This is a genomic window from Streptococcus infantis, from assembly GCF_047460825.1.
GTDB lineage: Bacteria > Bacillota > Bacilli > Lactobacillales > Streptococcaceae > Streptococcus > Streptococcus infantis_V.
On record NZ_JASHFO010000019.1, the window covers coordinates 1 to 22651 of the forward strand.

A 22651-nucleotide genomic window follows, 5' to 3' on the forward strand; every position below is an offset into this window, starting at 1 on the left:
TTATAATCAGGTTTTTCTTTGTGAAACATAGGGAACACCTCACAACTTTTCTTACCTCTATTATACGACTTTACAAAAAGAAAAGCCCTTAGAAACTTGACTTCCAAGGACTTTGTCTTCAATCTGAGGCTAGACTTGTCTAGTCTTTTTTGTTAGCTTCTAAGAGTGAAATCTCAGAGAGGATAGTTAATTCAGTGTTAAATAGATATAATGATATTAATTATAGCTGATTTTTTAAGATAGTGTTAAAAGATTAGAGTCAAGAAAGTATTTTTGCAGAGAAGCTTATAAACAAGCAGATAGAAGTCTAGGGAAAAATTATCAGAAACAGTTACTGAAGAAAAGCTATAGAGTACTATGATTACAGATAAAAGAGTACGAAAGTTCATCTTTCATATTTAAATACTATTGCAGAAAGAAGTCATTTTGGGTAGTAAAAATGACATTTTACATTTTTACACCCCTTTTTCATGTTTTTTTGGTATAATTACATATATTAGTAGAAAAATCTGAGAGGCTTTATCATGAAAAAAACAAAAGTTGCAGTCGCTTTAGGAGCATTTTTGTTTCTTAGTGTCAGTGCAAGAGTTGAGGCGGACACAAGTTCGCAGTCTGACGTGAATCGGATTCATTTCATTAATACCAAAGGAAGTCCAGGTACAGATGCCATTTTGCTTGAAAGTAATGGGCATTATGCGCTGATAGATATGGGTGAAGACTATGACTTTCCAGATGGAAGCGATCCCCTTTATCCATTAAGATCGGGGATTATTACGTCAAATTTCTACGCAATTGAAGATCGACTTTTCCGTCATCTTGACCATGTAGGTGTTCAGAAGTTAGACTTTATGCTTGGAACTCATGTTCATAGTGACCATATCGGTGGAGCTGATGAAGTTCTAAAAAAATATAAGGTTGATAAATTTTATCTAAAAAGATATTCGGATGATCGAATTGCCACTCAATGGGGCTTGTGGGATAACCTTTTCAACTATAATAATGCTCTGAATGCCGCTAGAAAATATGGAGTCAATCTTATCCAAGATATCTCTGATAATGATAGTCATTTCAAATTGGGGGATATGGATATTCAGTTGTATAACTACAAGAATGAATACGGTCCAGATGAAAAATTAAAGAAAGTATACGATGATAACCCCAATTCGATTGTTGCTGTAGTTACAGTAAATGGAAAGAAAATTTATCTAGGTGGGGATCTTGATAATGTTTATGGAGCTGAAGATCGCTTAGGACCACAAATTGGGAAAGTAGATTTGATGAAATGGAACCATCACCTCGATGGAAAAGTTTCAAATAGCATTAATTTTCTTAATAATCTTTCTCCATCTATTGTTGTGCAAACAACAGGACTGGATATAAATGTCCAAGCAACGAGAGATAAATTGAAAGAGATGAATGTTCAAGTCGTTCATGCTTCAAGTGATAAAAAAGATGCTACTGTCTTTGATATAAAAACAGATGGCATTAATAATATTTCTCAAGAATACCCAGATATTCCGAATACTACTGCACGTTGGATTACTGAGGATGGATATAAGAAGTATTATTTCGCTGATGATCAGATGGCAACTGGTTGGCATACAATTAATGGAGAAAAATACTTCTTCAATGGTAAAGGACATCTGCAACAAGATAAATGGCTTCAAGATTTTGATGATGAAGGTACTCTTAAATCTTTATATATGGATAAAGATGGGAAGTTACAAACTTCTAAATGGCTTCAAATCGACAAGCATTGGTATTATGTAGATTCTAAAGGATATCGAAAAGAATCCGAGTTAGCAATCATTGATGGTAAGACCTATTACTTTGACGAAAAAGGGATTATGCAAACTGGTACCAGAACAGTGAATGGAGCAACTCTGGTCTTTGATGATACAGGTGCGCTTTCAAATGAAGTAAGAGCATCATCCTGGAATAAAATTGGTAATAAATGGTATTACCTAGATGAAAATAAAAAAATGACCATTGGTTTCAAAGAAATTGACGGAAAGTTGTACTATTTCAATGAAGCAGGAGAAATGGGAACTTATTGGCAATACACACACCAAAAATGGTATTACTTTAGCGCTTCAGGTGAAATGAAACGTGGTTGGCTTAATGATGCAGGTAAATGGTATTATCTAGATCCTAAAACTGGAGAAATGTTCACTGGTTTAAATAAGATTGACGGCAAACTCTATCGCTTCAATGATGGAGGCGTCATGGCAACTGGTTGGGAACAGTTTGATAACAAATGGTACTATTATACATCTAGTGGCGATCAGAAAAAAGGTTGGCTTAAATACAACAATGACTGGTACTATCTCGAACTGAAAGATGGAGAGATGGTTACTGGAACCAAAGAAATCGATGGACAACAATATAGCTTTAAAGATAGTGGTGCTATGGTTACTGGTTGGAAACAAACAGATGATAAATGGTACTATTATGCATCAAGTGGTGAATTGAAAAAAGGCTGGATTAAATATGCTGGTGATTGGTACTATCTTGATTCGAAAGATGGAGAGATGGTTACAGGAACCAAAGAAATCTATGGGCAACAATATAGCTTTAAGGCTAGCGGTGCTATGGTTACTGGCTGGAAACAAGAAGATGACAAATGGTACTATTATGCATCAAGCGGTGAGCAGAAAAAAGGTTGGATAAAATCTGCAGGTAAATGGTACTACTTGAATCAAAATGACGGAGTTATGGTGACCGGCAGACAGGAAATTGATGGTGTCAAATATAGCTTTAACCAATCTGGAGCTATGGAAACCGGATGGGTATTTGACGGCAAAGATTGGTACTATCATAAAGAATCTGGAGCTGCAGAGACTGGTTGGTTCAAGTATTCTGGTAAATGGTATTACTTAGACAAAGAGACTGGTAAAATGGTCACAGGTATCCATGAAGTCTCTGGAGATTACTATTACTTTAATAAGTCTGGTGAAATGCAAGTTGGTTGGATTCAAGAAAAAGGAGACTGGTATTACTTCAAACCAAGTGGAGAAATGCTTCGAAATGCGACTACACCTGATGGTTACAAAGTAGGTAGTGATGGTAGAATGCTTTCTAATGGAGTAACAACTACCACAAGCACTACAACTACGACTCCAAACGCAACAACTGTGGAAGAACCAACTTCAACAGAACCAACTCTAAGAGAACCAGCTGAACATACAACCGAATCTACACCAAGTAGTGAAGAAAAATCAGTACCAGCTAGCAGTGATAAAGTGTCTGACTAGTCTAGTACTGTTGAATAGTTGAATAACTAAAGAGAAGGGATTAAACACTAACCTATTGTTTAATCCCTTTTGACTGTTAAAATTATAAAGGTTACTTTCTTAAATAAATACCCCAAACACTGTTAAAAACATAAACTTCCTACTACAATTTGATATAATAGTAGGTAGAACTCGATTGAAGGAGAAAATTATGTCGGTTTTAGTCAAAGAAGTGATTGATAAGCTCAAGCTAGACATTGTCTATGGTGAGCCAGAATTACTTGAAAAGGAAATCAATACAGGCGATATTTGTCGTCCAGGTCTCGAAATGACAGGCTATTTTGATTACTATACCCCAGAGCGGATTCAACTATTGGGGATGAAAGAGTGGTCTTATCTGATTAGCATGTCTTCTCATAACCGCTACCATGTGTTACAGAAATTGTTCCAACCGGAAACACCTGCAGTTATTGTTGCGCGTGGTTTAGTAGTTCCAGAGGAAATGCTAAAGGCCGCTAGAGAATGTAAAATCGCTATTTTAACGAGTCGTACAGCAACAAGTCGTCTGTCTGGAGAATTGTCAAGTTACCTAGATTCTCGTTTGGCTGAGCGTGAAAGTGTACATGGTGTCTTGATGGATATCTATGGTATGGGTGTGTTAATCCAAGGCGACAGTGGTATTGGTAAGAGTGAGACAGGTCTAGAACTCGTGAAACGAGGACACCGTTTGGTAGCTGATGACCGTGTAGATATCTTTGCTAAGGATGAAATGACTCTCTGGGGTGAACCAGCTGAAATTTTGAAGCATTTACTTGAGATTCGTGGTGTTGGTATTATAGATGTGATGAGTCTTTATGGTGCCAGTGCAGTTAAGGATTCTTCGCAAGTTCAGTTGGCTGTCTATCTAGAAAATTATGACACGCAAAAGACTTTTGATCGCTTAGGCAATAATGCTGAGGAATTGGAGATTTCTGGAGTAGCTATTCCACGTATCCGCATTCCTGTAAAAACAGGACGTAATATTTCTGTCGTTATCGAAGCAGCAGCGATGAATTATCGTGCTAAGGAAATGGGCTTTGATGCTACTCGACTATTTGAAGAAAGATTGACAAATCTGATTGCAAAGAACGAGGTGAAAAATGATTGATCCAATCGCTTTTCAAATTGGTCCTTTAGCTGTTAGATGGTATGCAATCTGCATCGTTTCAGGTCTTGTTTTAGCGGTATATCTTGCCAGTAAAGAAGCGCCTAAAAAGAAGATTTTATCTGATGATATTTTGGACTTCATCTTAATTGCCTTTCCTTTGTCCATCATTGGTGCTAGACTCTACTATGTTATTTTTAGATTTGATTACTATAGCCAACATCTGGGAGAGATTTTTGCTATTTGGAATGGTGGTCTTGCCATATACGGTGGTTTAATTACTGGTGCGATTGTACTCTATATCTTTGCTGATCGCAAATTAATCAATACTTGGGATTTCTTAGATATTGCAGCTCCGAGCGTCATGATTGCTCAGAGTCTAGGGCGTTGGGGAAACTTCTTTAACCAAGAAGCTTATGGAGCAGTCGTTGACAATCTAGACTATTTACCTGGTTTTATTAAGAATCAGATGTATATTGATGGCTCATATCGACAACCAACCTTCTTATACGAATCTATCTGGAATCTGATCGGTTTTGTCTTGATTGTCGTTTTTAGACGTCGATTAAAGAGTATCCGTCGTGGTCATATCACTGCCTTTTATCTAATTTGGTACGGATTTGGACGTATGATTATCGAGGGTATGCGTACGGATAGTCTCATGTTCTTTGGACTTCGAGTATCCCAGTGGTTGTCTGCCCTATTGATTGGCCTTGGTATTTATATTATCTTTTATCAAAATCGGAAAAAAGCACCATTTTATAATGTAAAAAAGGAGAATTAAAATGTTAGAAGTGGCTTATATTATTGTGGCAATTGCCTTGGTTGTATTTTTAGTTTATCTGATTATTACCCTTCGAAAAGTTGGTCGTGTTATCGATGAGACTGAAAAAACTGTTAAAACTTTAACATCCGATGTAGATGTTACTCTTCATCAAACAAATGAATTGCTTACAAAGGTCAACGTTCTTGTTGATGATATTAATGTTAAGGTTGCAACGATTGATCCTCTCTTTACAGCAGTAGCTGATTTGTCGGTTTCTGTATCAGACATTAATAATCAAGCACGTATTTTGAGTAAAAAGGCATCATCTGCTGGATCAAAAACCTTAAAGACAGGAGCTGGGTTGTCAGCTTTTCGTGCTGCAAGTAAATTTTTTAAAAAAGGAGCTGACTAATGGGGAAACTATCATCTATCCTTTTAGGAACTGTTTCAGGTGTTTCAGCTGCCTTGTTTCTAACTAGCGACAAAGGAAAACAAGTTAGAAGCCAAGCACAAGAATTTTTAGAAGATCTAAAAGAAGATCCTGAGTATGCTAAAGAGCAGGTTTGTGAAAAATTAACGGATGTCAAAGAACAAACCAAAGAATTCGTTCTTAAAACAAAAGAGCAGATTGAATCTGGGGAAATTACTCTTGACACTGTCTTAGATAAAGCAAAATACCATGCTCAACAAGCGACTGAAGCTTCAAAAGAAACCTTGAATCATTTCAAATCACAACTGGAAGAAAAAGTAGTTGTGGAAGAAAATGGAAATGGTCAAGAAATTGTCATTGAGCTTCAAGAAAATTAACATAGAGTCACCATTCTTTGTTTTCTAGAAAATCAAGAATGGTGATTTTTTTCTTGAGTGAACTCTTTGTGGTATAATAAATACTATGCAGAAGAAACCGACATCAGCCTACGTGCACATACCATTTTGCACACAGATTTGTTATTATTGTGACTTTTCCAAGGTCTTTATTAAAAATCAGCCAGTAGACAGCTATCTAGACCATCTACTGCAAGAATTTGATTCTTATGATATTCAAAAATTGCGTACACTCTATATTGGTGGTGGGACACCGACAGCCTTGTCTGCTTCTCAATTGGAAGTTTTGTTAGAAGGATTGACTAAAAACCTGGACTTATCAATGTTGGAAGAGTTGACAATTGAGGCCAATCCTGGTGACCTGGATGCTGATAAGATTGCTGTTCTGCAAAATTCTGCAGTTAATCGTGTTTCACTAGGTGTTCAGACCTTTGATGATAAAATGCTGAAAAAGATTGGGCGTAGTCATACGGAAAAGGATATTTATGAAAATATCGACCGCCTCAAACTGGCTGGTTTTGACAATATTTCCATTGACTTGATCTACGCACTTCCTGGTCAGACCATGGATCAGGTCAAGGACAATGTTGCCAAGGCAATTGCCCTTGATATTCCTCATATGAGTCTCTATAGTTTGATTTTGGAAAATCATACGGTCTTTATGAATCGTATGAGACGAGGAAAATTATCACTTCCTAAGGAAGAACTAGAAGCAGAGATGTTTGACTATATCATTTCAGAGCTAGAAAAAGCTGGCTTCGAGCACTATGAGATTTCTAACTTTTCAAAACCTGGCTTTGAAAGTCGTCACAATCTTATGTACTGGGATAATGCTGAGTATTATGGAATCGGTGCTGGTGCTTCTGGCTATGTAGACGGTGTTCGCTATAAAAATCATGGGCCTATTCGCCATTATTTAAAGGCGGTAGAAGAGGGAAGTGCTCGTATCAATGAAGAACACTTGAGTCAAAGGGAGCAAATGGAAGAAGAGATGTTTCTCGGCCTTCGCAAGAAGTCAGGAGTTTCCATGGCACGCTTTGAAGAAAAATTCGAACGGTCTTTCCAGGAACTTTATGGAGATATTGTCAAAGACTTGATTCAACAAGGTCTTATGCAGGTTGAGGGTGATTGTGTTCGTATGACTAAGAGAGGTCTCTTCTTAGGTGATACAGTAGCAGAACGATTTATATTGGAGTAAAATTATGGGCTTAACTTATCAAATGAAGATGAAAATTCCTTTTGATATGGCTGACATGAATGGTCATATCAAGCTACCAGATGTGATCTTGTTGTCCCTCCAGGTATCTGGTATGCAGTCAATTGAATTGGGAGTGAGTGACAAGGATGTTTTAGAACAGTATAATCTGGTCTGGATTATCACAGATTATGATATCGATGTGGTACGTTTACCTCAATTTGCTGAGGAAATCACCATTGAAACAGAAGCTTTGACCTATAATCGTCTTTTTTGCTACCGCCGATTTACTATTTATGATGAAAATGATCAAGAAATCATTCATATGGTAGCTACCTTTGTCCTTATGGATCGTGAGAGTCGAAAGGTTCATCCTGTAGTACCAGAAATTGTCGCTCCTTATCAATCTGAGTTTTCTAAGAAACTGGTTCGTGGGCCAAAATATACAGAGCTGGAAGAAGCGATAAGCAAGGACTACCATGTTCGTTTCTATGACTTAGATATGAATGGTCACGTCAATAACAGCAAATACCTGGATTGGATTTTTGAGGTCATGGGAGCCGATTTTCTTACCAACCATATTCCCAAAAAAATCAACCTCAAATATGTCAAGGAAGTTCGACCAGGAGGCATGATCACTTCTAGTTATGAATTGAATGGACTAGAAAGCAATCACCAAGTCTCAAGTGATGGCGATATCAATGCTCAAGCAAAGATAACTTGGCAAGAAATTAACAAAGATTAGAAAGAAAGATATGGCTTATAAAGGATATTTAATTGATTTAGACGGAACAATCTATAAGGGGAAAGATAGAATCCCAGCAGGTGAAGCTTTTGTTCATGAGTTACAAAAAAGAGAGATTCCTTATCTTTTTGTGACAAACAACACTACTCGTACACCTGAGAGTGTCCAAGAGATGTTGGCTAATCACTTCAACATCGACACGCCTGTATCAACCATTTATACTGCAACCTTAGCGACTATTGATTACATGAATGACTTAGGACTTGAAAAGACAGTCTATGTCATCGGAGAAGCAGGGCTCAAGGAAGCCATTCAAGCAGCAGGATACGTTGAAGATAAAGAAAATCCAGCCTATGTGGTTGTTGGCTTGGACTGGCAAGTAGACTATGAAAAATTTGCTACGGCAACCCTAGCTATCCATAAAGGTGCTCATTTTATCGGTACCAACCCAGATTTGAATATTCCAACAGAACGTGGACTTTTACCTGGTGCTGGTTCACTGATTACTCTTCTTGAAGCAGCAACTCGCGTAAAACCAGTTTATATAGGAAAACCTAATGCGATTATTATGGACAAGGCTGTTGAACACCTAGGACTTGAACGTCAAGAAATTGTCATGGTGGGCGATAATTACCTGACTGATATTCGAGCTGGTATTGACAATGGCATTCCTAGCCTTTTGGTGACGACAGGATTTACAAAACCTGAAGAAGTAGCAGACTTGCCAATTGCACCAACTCATGTCCTTTCAAGTCTAGCGGAGTGGAATTTCGATGAAAACTAAGTTTACTTTTGTAGGAAGTATTCTCTTTCTCCTCTCGCTTGCTATTTTATTGACCATTTACCTGGCTTGGTTGGTCTATCCTCAGGAAATTTCTTGGTTAAACTTGATAAATCGTGTTCATCTGCAACCTCAGACCATCCAGCATAACTTTAATGTTTTGATGGATTATTTGACCAATCCATTAAATCAAGCATTGGAAATGCCAGATTTTCCTTCATCTGCATCTGGAATCCATCATTTTGCAGTTGTGAAGGGACTCTTCCATCTGGCTCAAGGAGTAGCACTAGTAACTCTACCGATATTCTATCTTTTTTGGAAGCAGGTCATTCAGAAAGGATTTCTATCTCTCTACCGTAGAGGTCTCTTAATCATGCTCTCGCTACCTTTGGTACTTGGTTTTGTTGGTGTTTTCATTGGATTTGAACAATTCTTTACTTTGTTTCATCAAATCCTTTTTGTGGGAGATGATACTTGGCTTTTTGATCCGGCAAAAGATCCAGTCATTCTCATCCTACCAGAGGACTTTTTCCTTCATGCCTTTCTTTTATTTTTCTGCTTGTATGAATTGATTTTTGGATTTATGTACCTACAGAGTCGAAAAACAAATAGATAAGTGAAGAAAAGTATTACTGATTCCAAATAAAATGTAGGAAGAAACTATCATTTGTAACATGAATATTTCTATATTTAAGCAAAACATTCATATGTGATTCTAAAAAACCTATTTTTCTTGAAAAAGTAGGTTTTTTTACGGAAATAACTAGTCAAGCGCTTTATTTTTTTGTATAATAGAAATAGAAAAGTATGTAAAGAAGAGGAAAGCATGATTACACTATTTTTATCACCGAGTTGTACATCATGTCGTAAAGCAAAGGCCTGGCTCGAGAAGCATAAAGTGCCCTTCCAAGAGCATAATATTATGACCAGCCCTTTAACGAGAAAAGAACTGCAACACATTCTTTCCTTGACCGAAAATGGTACTGATGACATCATCTCGACTCGTTCAAAGATTTTTCAAAAATTGAATATTGATGTAGAGAGTATCTCAGTATCGGAGTTGCTTCATTTAATTGAGCAGTATCCAAGTCTTTTGCGTCGTCCGATTATTATTGACGCAAAACGGATGCAAATCGGTTTTAATGAAGATGAGATTCGTGCTTTTCTCCCTCGTAGTTACCGTAAACAAGAACTGAAAGAAGCTACATTGAGAGCTGGTATTAATTAGATGAATAAACAGTATAGTTACCCACTAGATTTGTCGTGGAGCACTGAAGAACTTGCTTCAGTGCTTTCTTTTTTTAATGATGTTGAAGCAGCCTATGAGACTAAGGTAGAAGCAAAGAAACTACTAGATTCCTACAAGGGATTCAAAGCGGTTGTTCCAAGCAAGAGTGAAGAGAAACGCTTGGGCCGTGAATTTGAATCTGCGAGTGGTTATTCCTTCTATCGAGTTGTCCAATTAGCCAAAGAACAAGGGGAAGGGAAGATTTCGCTTGGAAAATAAATTTGTGTTTGCCAAAGAGATTGTCAAGGAAGCAGGAGACTATATTCTAGCTCACATGCAGGAAGAATTGAATATTGAGAGAAAATCATCTCCTACAGACTTGGTGACTCGTTTGGACAAGGAAGTTCAGAATTTTTTGGTTGATAGGATTCGTTCGCATTATCCTGATGACCAATTTTGTGCAGAAGAGGGCTGTCTGCGTGCTTCAGTTGGATATGGATCTGTTTGGGTCATTGATCCCATTGATGGTACTAACAACTTTGTCGCCCAAGGTGAAGATTTCGCCATTATGGTAGCGTATTTTGAAAACGGTGTGGGTCAGTTTGGGATCATTTATGATGTCATGAAAGGTCATTGTTATCATGGAGGAGGTGCTTTTCAGGCCTGTCTCAATGAAGAACTCTTGCCGAACTTTAAGGATAAGCCCTTGCGAGATTTTCTAATTGCGAGTAATGCTGGTATGTTGGAAACAAACGCTTGGGGTGTAGCAGAATTAGCTAATGCTTCACTTGGTGTGCGAATATATGGAAGTGCAGCTATCAGCTTTTCAAAAATCCTCTCAGGTCAGCTATTGACATATATCACCTATCTCCAACCTTGGGATTATGCTGCAGCTAGTATTATAGGAGAAAGTTTAGGGTATCAGATTGTAACCTTAACTGGAGAATCGGTGGATTTTCAGACACGACAACCAATTATGATGGTTCCAACTGACAAGTTGGCAGAAATCCAATCCTATATCTATGAAAGGAAATAAACTTACATGCAATTTCCAGAAGGATTTGTAAAAAAATATGAAGCAATATTGGGAGATGAGGCAAGAGCTTTTCTTGCCTCTTTTGATGATGAGGCAGTTTCCGCTTTTCGCATCAATCCCTTAAAAGAAAGCCAAGTTTCTTTTTCAGATGCTATTCCAAATACACCCTGGGGCTATTATGGCAAGGTTTCAGGGAAATCACCTGAGCATGTAACAGGTTTGGTCTATTCCCAAGAACCTGCTGCACAAATGGTTGCACAAGTAGCTCAACCAAAACCAGGTATGAAGGTTTTGGACTTGGCAGCGGCTCCCGGTGGTAAGTCCACTCAACTTGCAGCCTATCTTGCAGGCGAAGGTCTTCTTGTTTCCAATGAAATTTCTAGTAAGCGAGCAAAGATTTTAGTTGAAAATATGGAACGGTTTGGAGCGTCAAATGTAGTTGTGACCAATGAATCTGCCGATCGTTTGGCTAAAGTGTTTAAGGGATATTTTGACATAATTGTTCTAGATGCTCCATGTTCTGGAGAAGGAATGTTCCGAAAACAGCCAGATGCTATGGATTATTGGAGTGTAGAATATCCAAGCCAATGTGCTGACTTGCAGCGTGAAATTCTAGTGGATGCAGTCACCATGTTGGCTGATGGTGGTCGTTTGGTCTATTCTACCTGTACCTGGGCTCCAGAAGAAAATGAAGAAATTGTCCAATGGTTACTGGATAGCTATGATTTTGAATTGATCCCAGTTCAACATATCAATGGAATGGTTCCTGGGATTGACTTACCTGAAGCCGCTAGAATGTATCCACATCACTTTAAGGGAGAAGGACAGTTTGTTGCCCATTTACAATTTCGAGGGGAAAATAAAGTCTCTAAGTTCAAGCCTTCTAAATCCAACCTCTCTCGAGAACAGATTTCCTTATGGCAGGATTTTGAGAAGAAACATTTAAAAGAGAAACTGGCTGGAGTCCTACAGGTTTTTGGAGACCAACTGTATTTATTGCCAGAAGGTCTACCAGATTTAGGAAAACTAAGAATTGCACGAAACGGACTTCATCTTGGAACCTTTAAGAAAAAACGTTTTGAACCAAGTTTTGCACTTGGCCTAGCTTTGAAACCAAGTTTAGTCAATCAAGGAATTGAAATTCATCAAGAGGACTTTGTCAAATATGTAGCTGGTGAAACAGTTCAATTATCTGAAACTTTGCCAAATGGCTGGTACCAAGTTTTGGTTGCTGGAAATGGTTTAGGTTTTGCAAAAGTGACAGGAAATACATTGAAGAATTATTTCCCTAAGGGCTTGAGGTTTAAGGTGAAAAACTAGTCAAAATCAGTATTCTATGTTATAGTGGAAGTATGGATTTTTTGCATAAAACATAGAAGAATAGGGCGAAATTCCAAGCTACTCATCATTATTTTCAAGGAGACAAATAGTGAAAAAATTTAAAAAACTCACACTCTCTCTTGCGACTCTTTTACTTGCTGGTTCGTTAGTAGGATGTGCAAGTTGGATTGATCGTGGGGAGTCTATGACTGCTGTTGGGTCAACTGCTCTCCAACCTTTAGTCGAGGCGGCTGCAGATGAATTTGCATCAGCTTACATCGGAAAAACAGTCAATGTTCAAGGTGGTGGTTCTGGTACAGGACTGTCGCAGGTTCAGTCAGGAGCAGTAGATGTCGGCAACTCCGATGTATTTGCGGAGGAAAAAGACGGTATTGATGCCTCAGCATTGGTCGACCATAAGGTAGCTGTTGCAGGTTTGGCTGTTATTATCAATAAAGAAGTAGATGTTGATAATCTAACGACGGATCAGCTCCGACAAATCTTCACAGGAGAAATTACCAACTGGAAAGAAGTCGGTGGGAAAGATTTAGCCATCTCTATTATCAACCGTGCGGCAAGTTCAGGTTCTCGTGCTACTTTTGACAGTGTGATCATGGATGGGCAATCAGCAATGCAAAGTCAGGAACAAGATTCAAACGGGATGGTCAAATCAATTGTTTCTCAGACCCCTGGAGCTATTTCCTACCTAGCATTTGCCTATGTTGATGATTCTGTTGGGACTATCAAACTCAATGGTTATGAACCAATTTCAGAGAATGTAACCACGAATAATTGGCCTTTGTGGTCTTATGAACATATGTATACACTTGGTGAGCCAAATGAATTGGTTGCCGAATTCCTAAACTTTGTCCTTTCAGACGAAGCTCAGAATGGAATCGTTAAAGGAATGGGTTATATTTCAGTTAAGGAAATGAAGGTTGAAAAAGATGCTGCAGGGACTGTAACAGCGCTAGAAGGGAGCCAATAATGAATCAAGAAGAATTATCTAAAAAATTGCTCTCTCCGTCAAAAAACTCTCGTCTTGAGAAATTAGGAAAAGGGCTAACTTTTGCCTGCCTTTCTTTGATTGTCATCATTGTAGCCATGATTTTGATTTTCGTGGCTCAGAAAGGGTTATCTACCTTCTTCGTCAATGGTGTTAACATTTTTGAATTTTTATTTGGACAGACTTGGAACCCTTCAGGGAAACAATTTGGTGCTCTTCCGATGATTTTAGGTTCCTTTATTGTTACCATCCTATCAGCTCTTATTGCAACACCATTTGCCATTGGGGCTGCAGTCTTTATGACAGAAGTATCACCAAAAGGGGCAAAGATTTTGCAACCTGCTATTGAACTCCTAGTTGGGATTCCTTCAGTAGTTTATGGATTTATCGGATTGCAGGTCGTCGTACCATTTGTACGTAGTGTCTTTGGTGGAACAGGTTTTGGTATTTTATCAGGGATTTTCGTTCTCTTTGTTATGATCTTGCCGACTGTAACCTTTATGACAACTGATAGCTTACGTGCAGTTCCTCGTCACTACCGTGAAGCTAGTTTAGCTATGGGAGCTACTCGTTGGCAGACTATCTGGCGTGTAACCTTGAAGGCGGCACGTTCAGGTATTTTTACGGCAGTAGTCTTTGGTATGGCGCGTGCTTTCGGTGAAGCACTAGCTATTCAGATGGTGGTCGGAAACTCAGCCGTTGTCCCAACTTCATTGACAACACCTGCTGCGACTTTGACCTCTGTTTTGACCATGGGTATCGGAAATACTGTTATGGGAACTGTTGATAATAATGTTCTTTGGTCACTAGCCTTAGTATTGCTTTTGATGAGCTTGGCCTTTAACAGTGTGATTAAATTGATTACGAAAGAAAGAGGAAAGAAAAACTATGCACGCTAAGAAATTAGATAAACTTGCTACAGCTGTCCTCTATACCATCGCAGGAATCATTGTGACCATCCTTGCTTCCTTGATTCTCTATATCTTGGTTCGAGGCTTACCTCATGTTTCTTGGTCCTTCTTGACTGGAAAATCATCTTCTTACCAAGCAGGTGGTGGTATTGGAATCCAGCTTTATAATTCCTTCTTCCTTTTGGTCATTACCTTATTCATCTCTGTACCTCTATCAATGGGGGCTGGAATTTATTTGGCTGAATATGCAAAAAAAGGTCGTGTTACCAACTTCGTTCGTACCTGTATTGAAATTTTGTCTTCACTGCCATCAGTCGTAGTCGGTCTCTTTGGTTACCTCATCTTTGTAGTTCAGTTCGAGTATGGATTTTCCATTATTTCTGGTGCCTTGGCTTTGACTGTCTTTAACCTTCCACAGATGACGCGTAATGTTGAAGACAGTTTGAAACACGTTCACCATACACAACGTGAAGCTGGTTTAGCACTTGGACTCTCTCGTTGGGAAACAGTTCTTCATGTCGTTATCCCCGAAGCCCTACCTGGTATCGTAACAGGTATCGTGCTTGCATCAGGTCGTATCTTTGGTGAAGCTGCGGCTCTTATCTATACGGCAGGACAATCAGCACCAGCTCTTGACTGGTCAAACTGGAATGTCCTCAGCGTAACCAGTCCAATCTCAATCTTCCGTCAAGCAGAAACCTTGGCTGTTCATATCTGGAAAGTCAACAGTGAAGGAACTATTCCTGATGGAACCCTTGTTTCAGCAGGTTCTGCTGCGGTGCTCCTAATCTTTATCTTAATCTTTAACTTTGGAGCTCGCAAACTCGGAAGTTACCTACACAAGAAATTAACCGCTGCCTAAAGGAGAAGCCATGTCAAAATATAATTGGGATGAAAAGCATATCATTACCTTTCCAGAAGAAAAAGTGGCCCTCTCTACTAAGGATTTACATGTTTACTACGGTAAAAACGAATCCATTAAGGGCGTCGATATGCAATTCGAAAAAAATAAAATCACGGCCTTGATTGGTCCGTCTGGATCAGGGAAATCAACCTACCTACGCAGTCTCAACCGTATGAATGATACCATTGATATTGCTAAGGTTACAGGACAAATTCTCTATCAAGGAATCGACGTCAACCGCCCTGAAATCAATGTTTATGAAATGCGTAAACATATCGGAATGGTTTTCCAACGTCCAAATCCATTTGCTAAATCAATCTATCGCAACATCACCTTTGCACATGAACGCGCAGGTGTTAAGGACAAGAAAGTACTAGATGAAATTGTAGAAACATCACTTCGTCAGGCTGCCCTCTGGGATCAGGTCAAAGACGACCTTCATAAGTCTGCCTTGACCCTATCAGGTGGTCAGCAGCAGCGTCTTTGTATCGCTCGTGCAATCTCTGTTAAACCAGACATTCTCTTGATGGATGAGCCGGCATCAGCTTTAGATCCGATTGCGACAGCTCAACTTGAAGAAACCATGCTTGAGTTAAAGAAGGACTTTACCATTATCATCGTAACTCACAGTATGCAACAAGCTGCGCGTGCTAGTGACTATACAGGATTTTTCTACTTGGGTGATTTGATTGAGTATGATAAGACTGCTAATATTTTCCAAAATGCTAAGCTACAGTCAACCAATGACTACGTAACTGGACACTTTGGTTAGAAAGGGAACAGTATGACAGAACCGATTTTACAGGTTTCAGACCTGTCAGTCTATTACAATAAAAAGAAGGCCTTGAATAGTGTTTCCTTATCGTTCCAACCCAAGGAAATTACGGCCCTTATCGGTCCGTCTGGATCTGGTAAATCAACACTTTTAAAGGCTATTAACCGAATGGGTGACCTTAATCCTGAAGTGACGACAACTGGATCAGTGGTTTATAATGGGCACAATATCTATAGTCCTCGTACGGATACAGTTGAATTGCGTAAGGAAATCGGTATGGTCTTCCAACAACCCAATCCTTTTCCTATGTCTATCTATGAAAATGTCGTTTATGGCCTCCGTATAAATGGGGAAAAAGACAAGCAGGTCTTAGATGAAGCAGTGGAGAAGGCTTTACAACGTGCCTCAATCTGGGATGAAGTCAAGGACCGTTTGCATGACTCTGCTATTGGTCTTTCAGGTGGGCAACAACAACGTGTTTGTGTGGCACGTGTATTGGCGACTAGCCCTAAAATCATCCTTTTGGATGAACCAACTTCAGCCTTGGACCCTATTTCTGCTGGTAAGATTGAGGAAACCTTGTATGGTCTAAAAGACAAATACACCATGCTCTTGGTTACTCGTTCTATGCAGCAAGCATCTCGAATCTCTGATAAGACAGGCTTTTTCCTCAATGGAGATTTGATTGAATTTAACGATACCAAGGATATGTTCCTCTATCCTCAACATAAGGAGACAGAGGACTACATTTCAGGTAAATTTGGATAAGGAGTGAGAAGATGTTACGATCTCAATTTGAAGAAGATTTAGAGAAATTGCATAATCAGTTTTATGCTATGGGACAAGAAGTTCTTTCCCAAATCAATCGTACCGTACGTGCTTTTGTAACGCATGACCGTGACATGGCTAAAGAAGTCATTGAGGAAGATGCAGAAGTAAACGAATACGAAGTGAAACTTGAAAAGAAATCATTTGAAATGATTGCCCTACAACAGCCAGTTTCACAAGACTTACGTACAGTTTTAACAGTTCTAAAAGCTGTGTCAGACTTAGAACGTATGGGGGATCATGCAGTATCTATCGCAAAAGCAACGATTCGTATGAAGGGTGAGCAGCGTATCCCTGCAGTTGAAGAAGAAATTAAAAAAATGGGTCGTGAAGTAAAAAACTTTGTTGAAGCCGCTTTAGAACTTTATTTGAATGGTTCTGTGGATCAAGCCTATGAAGTTGCAACCATGGATGAAAATATCAACCATTACTTTGATAATATTCGTGATCTTGCAACTGAAGAAATTAGAAAGAACCCAGAAGCTATCGTCACAGGTCGTGATTACTTCCAAGTCATTTCTTACTTGGAACGCATCGGTGACTATGCAAAAAATATCTGTGAATGGGTTGTTTACTTTGAAACGGGTAAGATTGTTGAATTGTAAAATTGATTAATTATGCAAAAAAAGGAGCTTGTTAGTAAGTAAAAGCTCCTTTTTTGAAACAAAAATTGAAAATTTTTCATAAAAATTTGGAATATGCTTGACAAACGAAGTAGATAGAGTTATAATTATACAAAATTAACAGAGAGGTTGTTTATTTATGAATTTTAAAAAATGGATATTTGTCTTATGTAGTTTTCTTGCAAGCTTCTTATTGGTAGCTTGCCAATCGTCTAGCTCAAGCTCGCAGTCTGCAGTGGAGGCCATCAAGCAAAAAGGAAAATTAGTGGTCGCAACTAGTCCCGACTATGCTCCGTTTGAGTTTCAATCCCTTGTAGATGGTAAGAACCAAGTTGTAGGTGCTGATATTGACATGGCGCAAGCAATCGCTGATGAACTTGGAGTAAAATTGGAGATTTCAAGCATGAGTTTTGATAATGTCTTGACTAGTCTTCAAACAGGAAAAGCAGATCTAGCCATTGCGGGAATCAGTGCAACTGAAGAAAGACAAGAAGTCTTTGATTTCTCAATTCCTTACTATGAAAATAAAATTAGCTTCCTTATCAGAAAGTCTGATCTTGAAAAATACAAGGATTTAGATTCTCTAGCAAGTGCTAATATTGCAGCTCAAAAAGGAACTGTTCCTGAATCTATGGTTAAAGAGCAACTTCCAAAGGCACAGTTGACTTCTTTGACAAACATGGGAGAAGCAGTCAACGAGCTTCAATCTAGTAAAGTAGATGCTGTTCATATGGATGAACCAGTTGCTCTAAGCTATGCTGCTAAGAACTCAGATTTGGCAGTAGCTACAGTAAGCTTGACTATGAAAGAAGGCGAAGCAAATGCCGTAGCTATCAAAAAAGGTAACTCAGATTTGAAGGAAGTAGTTGATAAGGTCATCCAAAAACTGAAAGATGACGGAACTTACCAAACTTATCTTGAAAAAGCTGCTAAGCTAACAGAAGTAGAGCAATAAAAAATAACAGAGTTGGATTTCAGTCCAGCTCTGTTTTTAAATAGCTTAATGTTTCTTCAATATTTTCTAGGGGAACTTTGACAAAGTGATAAGGGCAGTTCGCTAGATAGGAAGATTCAAAGAAGTCGAGTCCTAGAGGACTGTGTTTAAGACTAGCGATGCTAGGATAGTTCCTGAGGTCAAGCAAAAGCCCATCATGAAGTGGATAGCTCGGTAGGGAAATGGGATAGCTTTGTATGAGTTGTTGGATGTGCTTCTGACTTTTCTCCTGAAGTGCTAATCGTGCTAGTCTGTTTTTCTCAAAGAGTTGACTATCAATATAGAGTGATAGAGCCTTTTGCATGATAAGGTTGTTATCGTAGTCGAGAATGTTTTTATAGGTCACAAAAGCTTCCTTGATCGCACTAGGAAGAAGAAGGGCAGTGATTCGAAGGGCAGGAAATAGACTCGTAGAAAAGGACTTGATATAGATGACCAAATCATGCTGATCCAGATAATGAAAGGTTTGTCCCATTTTAGGATCCAAGTCACCCAGGTAGTCATCTTCAACGATATAAATCTGATATTTTGCAGCTAAGCCAAGGATAGCAAGTTTTTCCTCTTCAGAATAAGAATGCCCCAGAGGATAGTGGAAACGGGGAATAGTATAGAAAAACTTAATCTTTCCGCTTTTAAAGTGTTCCTCAAGTTCGTTTAGGTCAATGCCATCCACTCGACGGTCAATGGTTTGATAGGGAATATTTTGAGCTAGTAGTAGCTGATTCATCCGATGATAGGTCGGTTGTTCGACCAGTATTTCCTGAGCTTGACCTGGAAAATCAATCTGAGAAAGAATAAACAGTGCTTGTTGGGTTCCAGACGTCATGACCAACTGATCTGCCTTACTATAAATGGCTTGATCAAAGAGCAGTGTCTGAACAGACTCTCTTAATTCTTCTAAGCCTTCTTGATGTTCATAGTAGTTGTAGAGATAATTTTCTCGCCCAATCAAGCTTTCATTGACGCAAAGCCGAAAATCATCATAGGCAGCTGCGTGTTCATCATTGACTGAGATAATTAGATCTTCATGACTGGTTTGTTGCTCCAATACATAATAACCACTTTGAGGTTTGGAGTAGATATATTTCTGGTATCGGAGTTCTAAGAGTGCGCGCTGTATGGTGTCTTTGCTACAGTGAAAATCTTGACTAAGTTTTCGGATAGATGGTAGGCGACTTCCAGTGGGAAATCTACCTGATTCTATCTCATTTTTTAGATAGTGAACGACTTGTTCATACTTGCTTTCTTGCTTCATCCCAGACCTCTCATGATTTTGTTACATTGTACCTTTTTTTTAGAAGTTTGGCAATGTTATACTCTTCGAAAATCTCTTCAAACCGCGTCAACGTCGCCTTGCCGTATATGTAGGATACTGACTTCGTCAGTTCTATCCACAACCTCAAAACAGTGTTTTGAGCTGACTACGTCAGTTCCATCTACAACCTCAAAACAGTGTTTTGAGCTGACTACGTCAATTCCATCTGCAACCTCAAAGCAGTGCTTTGAGCTGACTATGTCAGTTCTATCCACAACCTCAAAGCAGTGCTTTGAGCTGACTACGTCAGTTCTATCCACAACCTCAAAACAGTGTTTTGAGCTGACTTCATCAGTTCTATCCACAACCTCAAAACAGTGTTTTGATCAACCTGCGGCTAGTTTCCTAGTTTGCTCTTTGATTTTCATTGAGTATTAAAAGGCAGTCTAGCATTCAATTCTAATCAGAAATGTGATATACTTAGTAAGTAAAATTTTCAAAGAAGAGTGAGATGATAAAGGTGCAAGAACCAGTTAAATTATTCCAATATAATACTTTGGGAGCCTTGATGGCGGGACTTTACGGTGGAACCATGACCGTTGGTGAATTGCTTGAACATGGTGATTTAGGATTAGGAACCCTGGATTCTATCGATGGAGAATTGATTGTCTTAGATGGGAAAGCTTATCAGGCCAAGGGTTCAGGTGAGAAACCTGAAATCGTTGAAGTTTCACCAGATGCCTTGATCCCCTATGCAGCAGTTGTACCCCACCAGGCAGAAGTTATTTTCCGCCAGCGTTTTGAAATGACTGATCAGGAACTCGAAAAACGTATTGAGTCCTATTATGATGGAGAAAATCTTTTCCGTTCCATCAAGATTCATGGTGATTTCAAGCATATGCATGTTCGTATGATTCCAAAATCAACAACTGAAACGAAGTTTGCTGAGGTTGCGACGCATCAGCCTGAATATAGCTGCGACAATGTCTCAGGAACTATCGTTGGTTTTTGGACACCTGAAATTTTCCATGGAGTTAGTGTTGCTGGTTATCATTTGCACTTCATTTCAGACGATCTAACCTTTGGTGGCCACGTGATGGACTTTGTCATCAAGGAAGGGATTGTAGAGGTGGGAGCTGTTGACCAGTTGGATCAACGTTTTCCTGTTCAGGACCGTCAGTATCTATTTGCTAAGTTTAATGTTGACGAGATGAAAAAAGATATCGAACAGGCAGAATAAAAGGAGTCAAAAATGAAAATTCATGTAATAATAACGATGCTGGCCTTATTTGCCATCCTCATTGTAGCAGTTTGGTATGCAAGAAAGCAATATAAGATTAATTTTGCAGTTTTAGGACTTGGGGCAGTTGCATTTTTTGCCTCTTCTCAAGTCTTGGAGAAAATCGTTCATCTCTTGGTTCTCCACCCACAAAAGGATGGGACAGTTCCACTCATGTCAGAAAATCCTCTTCTCTATGTGATTTATGGCATTTCTATGGCTGCTTTATTTGAAGAAACAGCTCGACTTATTTTCTTTAAATGGTTGGAGAAGAAAAGAACTTTGGAAGATTCAGATGCTCTTGCTTATGGATTGGGGCATGGTGGCTTGGAATTGCTCTACCTCGGAATGGGAAGCTTGATTAGTCTTTTGATCCTCTTTTCGTTATTAGAGTCTTCAAATCCAGATCTGGCAAATCTCCTTCCCCAAAATACACTTGAAACAGTACAATCTCTATCTGGATGGCAGGTTTATTTACTCGGTGTTGAGCGTGTGCTTGCTCTTGTTATGCAAATCGGTCTCTCTTTCTGGGTTTTCCAAGCTGTTCGCCAAAAAAAATGGATTTATCTAGTAGCAGCTTACGGTCTGCATGCTTTATTTGATCTGGCACCGAGCCTTTCTCAAGTTGGCTGGATCTCAAATCCTCTAGTGGTAGAGGGAATTTTAGCAGTAGAAGTTTTGGCTTTCGTTTTCCTAACAAAAACAATCTTTTACAAGAAACAGTAATATTAAGGAGGCCTAGCCTCTTTTTGTATTGTCTCTGGTAAAAGGTGACATAATCATCGAAAAAAATCGCTAAAAATGGTATAATGGAATGAATTTTATAAAAGGATTAGAAAAATGACCGTATTAGATAAACTAAAAGAAACACTAGAAGGAATCGATATTCGATTCGATGAACCGCTAAAAACTTATACCTATACCAAAGTTGGAGGGAAGGCAGATTATTTAGTTTTTCCACGCAATCGCTATGAGATGGCTCGTGTAGTCAAGTTTGCCAATCAGGAAAACATTCCTTGGATGGTTCTTGGAAATGCAAGTAACATTATCGTCCGAGAAGGCGGAGTTCGTGGTTTTGTAATCATGTGTGACAAGCTTAATAATGTCTCTGTTGATGGCTATACCATTGAGGCAGAAGCTGGAGCTAACTTGATTGAAACCACTCGTATTGCCCTACGTCATAGTTTGACTGGCTTTGAGTTTGCTTGTGGTATTCCAGGAAGCGTCGGTGGTGCTGTCTTTATGAATGCTGGCGCTTATGGTGGTGAGATTGCTCATGTTCTCCAGTCTTGTCAAATCTTGACTAAGGAAGGTGAAATCGAAACCCTATCTGCTAAAGACTTGACCTTTGGTTATCGTCATTCAGCCATTCAAGCGTCAGGGTCAGTAGTCCTATCTGCTAAGTTCGCCTTAGCTCCAGGTAATCACCAAGTCATCAAGCAAGAAATGGACCGCTTGACCCACCTTCGTGAACTCAAGCAGCCTTTAGAGTATCCTTCTTGTGGTTCCGTCTTTAAACGTCCAGTAGGTCATTTTGCAGGTCAATTGATTGCAGAAGCAGGCTTGAAAGGTTATCGTATCGGTGGCGTCGAAGTCTCAGAAAAGCACGCAGGTTTTATGATTAATGTTGCTGATGGAACTGCTAGAGATTATGAAGACTTGATTGAGTCTGTCATTGAAAAAGTTAAAGAACACTCAGGTGTTACTCTTGAGCGAGAAGTTCGTATCTTGGGTGAACATGAGTAAATAGTAGAAATAGCTTAGCTGCTACTAACTAGAATGTAGAGGGTGTGAAAGCCTATC

The 22651-nt window shown here is 39.1% G+C and carries 25 protein-coding genes; 23 read left to right on the top strand and 2 right to left on the bottom strand.

All coding sequences use genetic code 11. From position 1 onward, the window contains the following. The first annotated feature begins 524 nt into the window (after positions 1-524). From QM911_RS06590 to QM911_RS06685, 20 genes are all read left to right on the top strand, one after another. Positions 525-3254, top strand: a complete 2730-nt coding sequence (locus tag QM911_RS06590; RefSeq protein ID WP_414313479.1) for an MBL fold metallo-hydrolase — start codon at positions 525-527, stop codon at positions 3252-3254. 190 nt (positions 3255-3444) lie between these two features. Further along, positions 3445-4380 (top strand): HPr(Ser) kinase/phosphatase, encoded by a 936-nt coding sequence (hprK, locus tag QM911_RS06595; protein ID WP_414313480.1) that lies wholly within the window; start codon positions 3445-3447, stop codon positions 4378-4380. Then, positions 4373-5161, top strand: a complete 789-nt coding sequence (gene lgt, locus QM911_RS06600) for a prolipoprotein diacylglyceryl transferase (RefSeq protein ID WP_414313481.1) — start codon at positions 4373-4375, stop codon at positions 5159-5161. The genes hprK and lgt overlap by 8 nt, the downstream gene beginning before the upstream one ends. A 1-nt stretch (position 5162) precedes the next feature. Beyond that, positions 5163-5555 (top strand): DUF948 domain-containing protein, encoded by a 393-nt coding sequence (locus QM911_RS06605; RefSeq protein WP_414313482.1) that lies wholly within the window; start codon positions 5163-5165, stop codon positions 5553-5555. Then, positions 5555-5950, top strand: a complete 396-nt coding sequence (locus tag QM911_RS06610) for a YtxH domain-containing protein (RefSeq protein WP_414313483.1) — start codon at positions 5555-5557, stop codon at positions 5948-5950. The genes QM911_RS06605 and QM911_RS06610 overlap by 1 nt, the downstream gene beginning before the upstream one ends. Before the next feature lie 85 nt (positions 5951-6035). Beyond that, a complete protein-coding gene (hemW, locus tag QM911_RS06615) occupies positions 6036-7166 on the top strand; it encodes a radical SAM family heme chaperone HemW (protein ID WP_414313484.1) in 1131 nt (376 codons plus the stop codon). Positions 7167-7170: 4 nt separating this feature from the next. Further along, positions 7171-7908, top strand: coding sequence for an acyl-ACP thioesterase domain-containing protein (locus QM911_RS06620; RefSeq protein ID WP_414313485.1), 738 nt, complete (start codon positions 7171-7173; stop codon positions 7906-7908). Between the two features lie 10 nt (positions 7909-7918). Then, positions 7919-8692 carry a TIGR01457 family HAD-type hydrolase gene (locus QM911_RS06625; RefSeq protein WP_414313486.1) on the top strand — a complete coding sequence of 258 codons (774 nt, stop codon included), beginning with the start codon at positions 7919-7921 and terminating at the stop codon, positions 8690-8692. Further along, a complete protein-coding gene (locus tag QM911_RS06630; protein WP_414313487.1) occupies positions 8682-9305 on the top strand; it encodes a TIGR01906 family membrane protein in 624 nt (207 codons plus the stop codon). The genes QM911_RS06625 and QM911_RS06630 overlap by 11 nt, the downstream gene beginning before the upstream one ends. Before the next feature lie 210 nt (positions 9306-9515). Beyond that, positions 9516-9917 (top strand): Spx/MgsR family RNA polymerase-binding regulatory protein, encoded by a 402-nt coding sequence (locus QM911_RS06635; protein ID WP_000631256.1) that lies wholly within the window; start codon positions 9516-9518, stop codon positions 9915-9917. Next, positions 9918-10196, top strand: a complete 279-nt coding sequence (locus QM911_RS06640) for a UPF0223 family protein (RefSeq protein ID WP_001041984.1) — start codon at positions 9918-9920, stop codon at positions 10194-10196. Then, positions 10186-10953 (top strand): inositol monophosphatase family protein, encoded by a 768-nt coding sequence (locus tag QM911_RS06645; RefSeq protein WP_414313488.1) that lies wholly within the window; start codon positions 10186-10188, stop codon positions 10951-10953. The genes QM911_RS06640 and QM911_RS06645 overlap by 11 nt, the downstream gene beginning before the upstream one ends. A gap of 6 nt (positions 10954-10959) precedes the next feature. After that, on the top strand, positions 10960-12273 hold the full coding sequence (locus tag QM911_RS06650) for an RsmF rRNA methyltransferase first C-terminal domain-containing protein (RefSeq protein ID WP_414313489.1): 1314 nt from the start codon (positions 10960-10962) through the stop codon (positions 12271-12273). 109 nt (positions 12274-12382) lie between these two features. Then, positions 12383-13261 carry a phosphate ABC transporter substrate-binding protein PstS family protein gene (locus QM911_RS06655; RefSeq protein WP_070458347.1) on the top strand — a complete coding sequence of 293 codons (879 nt, stop codon included), beginning with the start codon at positions 12383-12385 and terminating at the stop codon, positions 13259-13261. Beyond that, entirely contained in the window at positions 13261-14178 is a 918-nt protein-coding gene (gene pstC / locus QM911_RS06660; protein ID WP_049509826.1) for a phosphate ABC transporter permease subunit PstC, read from the top strand. The genes QM911_RS06655 and pstC overlap by 1 nt, the downstream gene beginning before the upstream one ends. Then, complete coding sequence (gene pstA / locus QM911_RS06665; RefSeq protein ID WP_000543058.1) at positions 14168-15052, top strand: phosphate ABC transporter permease PstA; 885 nt, start codon at positions 14168-14170, stop codon at positions 15050-15052. Before pstC ends, pstA begins: the two co-directional genes overlap by 11 nt. A 10-nt stretch (positions 15053-15062) precedes the next feature. Then, a complete protein-coding gene (gene pstB / locus QM911_RS06670; RefSeq protein ID WP_414313490.1) occupies positions 15063-15866 on the top strand; it encodes a phosphate ABC transporter ATP-binding protein PstB in 804 nt (267 codons plus the stop codon). A 12-nt stretch (positions 15867-15878) separates the two neighbouring features. Then, a complete protein-coding gene (gene pstB, locus QM911_RS06675; protein ID WP_045763360.1) occupies positions 15879-16637 on the top strand; it encodes a phosphate ABC transporter ATP-binding protein PstB in 759 nt (252 codons plus the stop codon). Positions 16638-16648: 11 nt separating this feature from the next. Then, positions 16649-17302 (top strand): phosphate signaling complex protein PhoU, encoded by a 654-nt coding sequence (gene phoU, locus QM911_RS06680; RefSeq protein ID WP_049509822.1) that lies wholly within the window; start codon positions 16649-16651, stop codon positions 17300-17302. 157 nt (positions 17303-17459) lie between these two features. After that, positions 17460-18275, top strand: coding sequence for an ABC transporter substrate-binding protein (locus tag QM911_RS06685; RefSeq protein ID WP_414313491.1), 816 nt, complete (start codon positions 17460-17462; stop codon positions 18273-18275). 19 nt (positions 18276-18294) lie between these two features. On the opposite strand, the gene QM911_RS06690 is transcribed toward QM911_RS06685, so the two are convergent. After that, entirely contained in the window at positions 18295-19569 is a 1275-nt protein-coding gene (locus tag QM911_RS06690) for a PLP-dependent aminotransferase family protein (RefSeq protein WP_414313492.1), read from the bottom strand. Positions 19570-19646: 77 nt separating this feature from the next. Continuing rightward, positions 19647-19934 (bottom strand): hypothetical protein, encoded by a 288-nt coding sequence (locus tag QM911_RS06695; RefSeq protein ID WP_414313493.1) that lies wholly within the window; start codon positions 19932-19934, stop codon positions 19647-19649. 146 nt (positions 19935-20080) lie between these two features. Here QM911_RS06695 and budA point away from each other — a divergent pair, with 146 nt between their 5' ends. The 3 genes from budA to murB all read left to right on the top strand — a co-directional run bounded on the left by budA (position 20081) and on the right by murB (position 22594). Further along, a complete protein-coding gene (gene budA, locus QM911_RS06700; protein WP_000598746.1) occupies positions 20081-20809 on the top strand; it encodes an acetolactate decarboxylase in 729 nt (242 codons plus the stop codon). A gap of 12 nt (positions 20810-20821) precedes the next feature. Then, entirely contained in the window at positions 20822-21574 is a 753-nt protein-coding gene (locus QM911_RS06705) for a YhfC family intramembrane metalloprotease (protein ID WP_414313494.1), read from the top strand. A 114-nt stretch (positions 21575-21688) separates the two neighbouring features. Further along, the gene (gene murB / locus QM911_RS06710) at positions 21689-22594 is read left to right on the top strand and encodes a UDP-N-acetylmuramate dehydrogenase (RefSeq protein WP_414313495.1); all 906 of its coding nucleotides are present in this window, start codon (positions 21689-21691) and stop codon (positions 22592-22594) included. The last annotated feature ends 57 nt before the right edge of the window (positions 22595-22651 follow it).

Bases quoted from the DNA above. Each gene is read 5' to 3' on its own strand.
- pstC (WP_049509826.1), top strand. From the start codon at position 13,261: ATGAATCAAGAAGAATTATCTAAAAAATTGCTCTCTCCGTCAAAAAAC.
- QM911_RS06625 (WP_414313486.1), top strand. From the start codon at position 7,919: ATGGCTTATAAAGGATATTTAATTGATTTAGACGGAACAATCTATAAG.
- lgt (WP_414313481.1), top strand. From the start codon at position 4,373: ATGATTGATCCAATCGCTTTTCAAATTGGTCCTTTAGCTGTTAGATGG.
- QM911_RS06685 (WP_414313491.1), top strand. From the start codon at position 17,460: ATGAATTTTAAAAAATGGATATTTGTCTTATGTAGTTTTCTTGCAAGC.
- pstB (WP_414313490.1), top strand. From the start codon at position 15,063: ATGTCAAAATATAATTGGGATGAAAAGCATATCATTACCTTTCCAGAA.
- murB (WP_414313495.1), top strand. From the start codon at position 21,689: ATGACCGTATTAGATAAACTAAAAGAAACACTAGAAGGAATCGATATT.
- QM911_RS06650 (WP_414313489.1), top strand. From the start codon at position 10,960: ATGCAATTTCCAGAAGGATTTGTAAAAAAATATGAAGCAATATTGGGA.
- hprK (WP_414313480.1), top strand. From the start codon at position 3,445: ATGTCGGTTTTAGTCAAAGAAGTGATTGATAAGCTCAAGCTAGACATT.
- QM911_RS06635 (WP_000631256.1), top strand. From the start codon at position 9,516: ATGATTACACTATTTTTATCACCGAGTTGTACATCATGTCGTAAAGCA.
- budA (WP_000598746.1), top strand. From the start codon at position 20,081: ATGATAAAGGTGCAAGAACCAGTTAAATTATTCCAATATAATACTTTG.
- QM911_RS06610 (WP_414313483.1), top strand. From the start codon at position 5,555: ATGGGGAAACTATCATCTATCCTTTTAGGAACTGTTTCAGGTGTTTCA.
- QM911_RS06605 (WP_414313482.1), top strand. From the start codon at position 5,163: ATGTTAGAAGTGGCTTATATTATTGTGGCAATTGCCTTGGTTGTATTT.
- QM911_RS06690 (WP_414313492.1), bottom strand. From the start codon at position 19,569: ATGAAGCAAGAAAGCAAGTATGAACAAGTCGTTCACTATCTAAAAAAT.
- QM911_RS06620 (WP_414313485.1), top strand. From the start codon at position 7,171: ATGGGCTTAACTTATCAAATGAAGATGAAAATTCCTTTTGATATGGCT.
- QM911_RS06705 (WP_414313494.1), top strand. From the start codon at position 20,822: ATGAAAATTCATGTAATAATAACGATGCTGGCCTTATTTGCCATCCTC.
- pstB (WP_045763360.1), top strand. From the start codon at position 15,879: ATGACAGAACCGATTTTACAGGTTTCAGACCTGTCAGTCTATTACAAT.
- phoU (WP_049509822.1), top strand. From the start codon at position 16,649: ATGTTACGATCTCAATTTGAAGAAGATTTAGAGAAATTGCATAATCAG.
- QM911_RS06640 (WP_001041984.1), top strand. From the start codon at position 9,918: ATGAATAAACAGTATAGTTACCCACTAGATTTGTCGTGGAGCACTGAA.
- QM911_RS06590 (WP_414313479.1), top strand. From the start codon at position 525: ATGAAAAAAACAAAAGTTGCAGTCGCTTTAGGAGCATTTTTGTTTCTT.
- QM911_RS06630 (WP_414313487.1), top strand. From the start codon at position 8,682: ATGAAAACTAAGTTTACTTTTGTAGGAAGTATTCTCTTTCTCCTCTCG.
- hemW (WP_414313484.1), top strand. From the start codon at position 6,036: ATGCAGAAGAAACCGACATCAGCCTACGTGCACATACCATTTTGCACA.
- pstA (WP_000543058.1), top strand. From the start codon at position 14,168: ATGCACGCTAAGAAATTAGATAAACTTGCTACAGCTGTCCTCTATACC.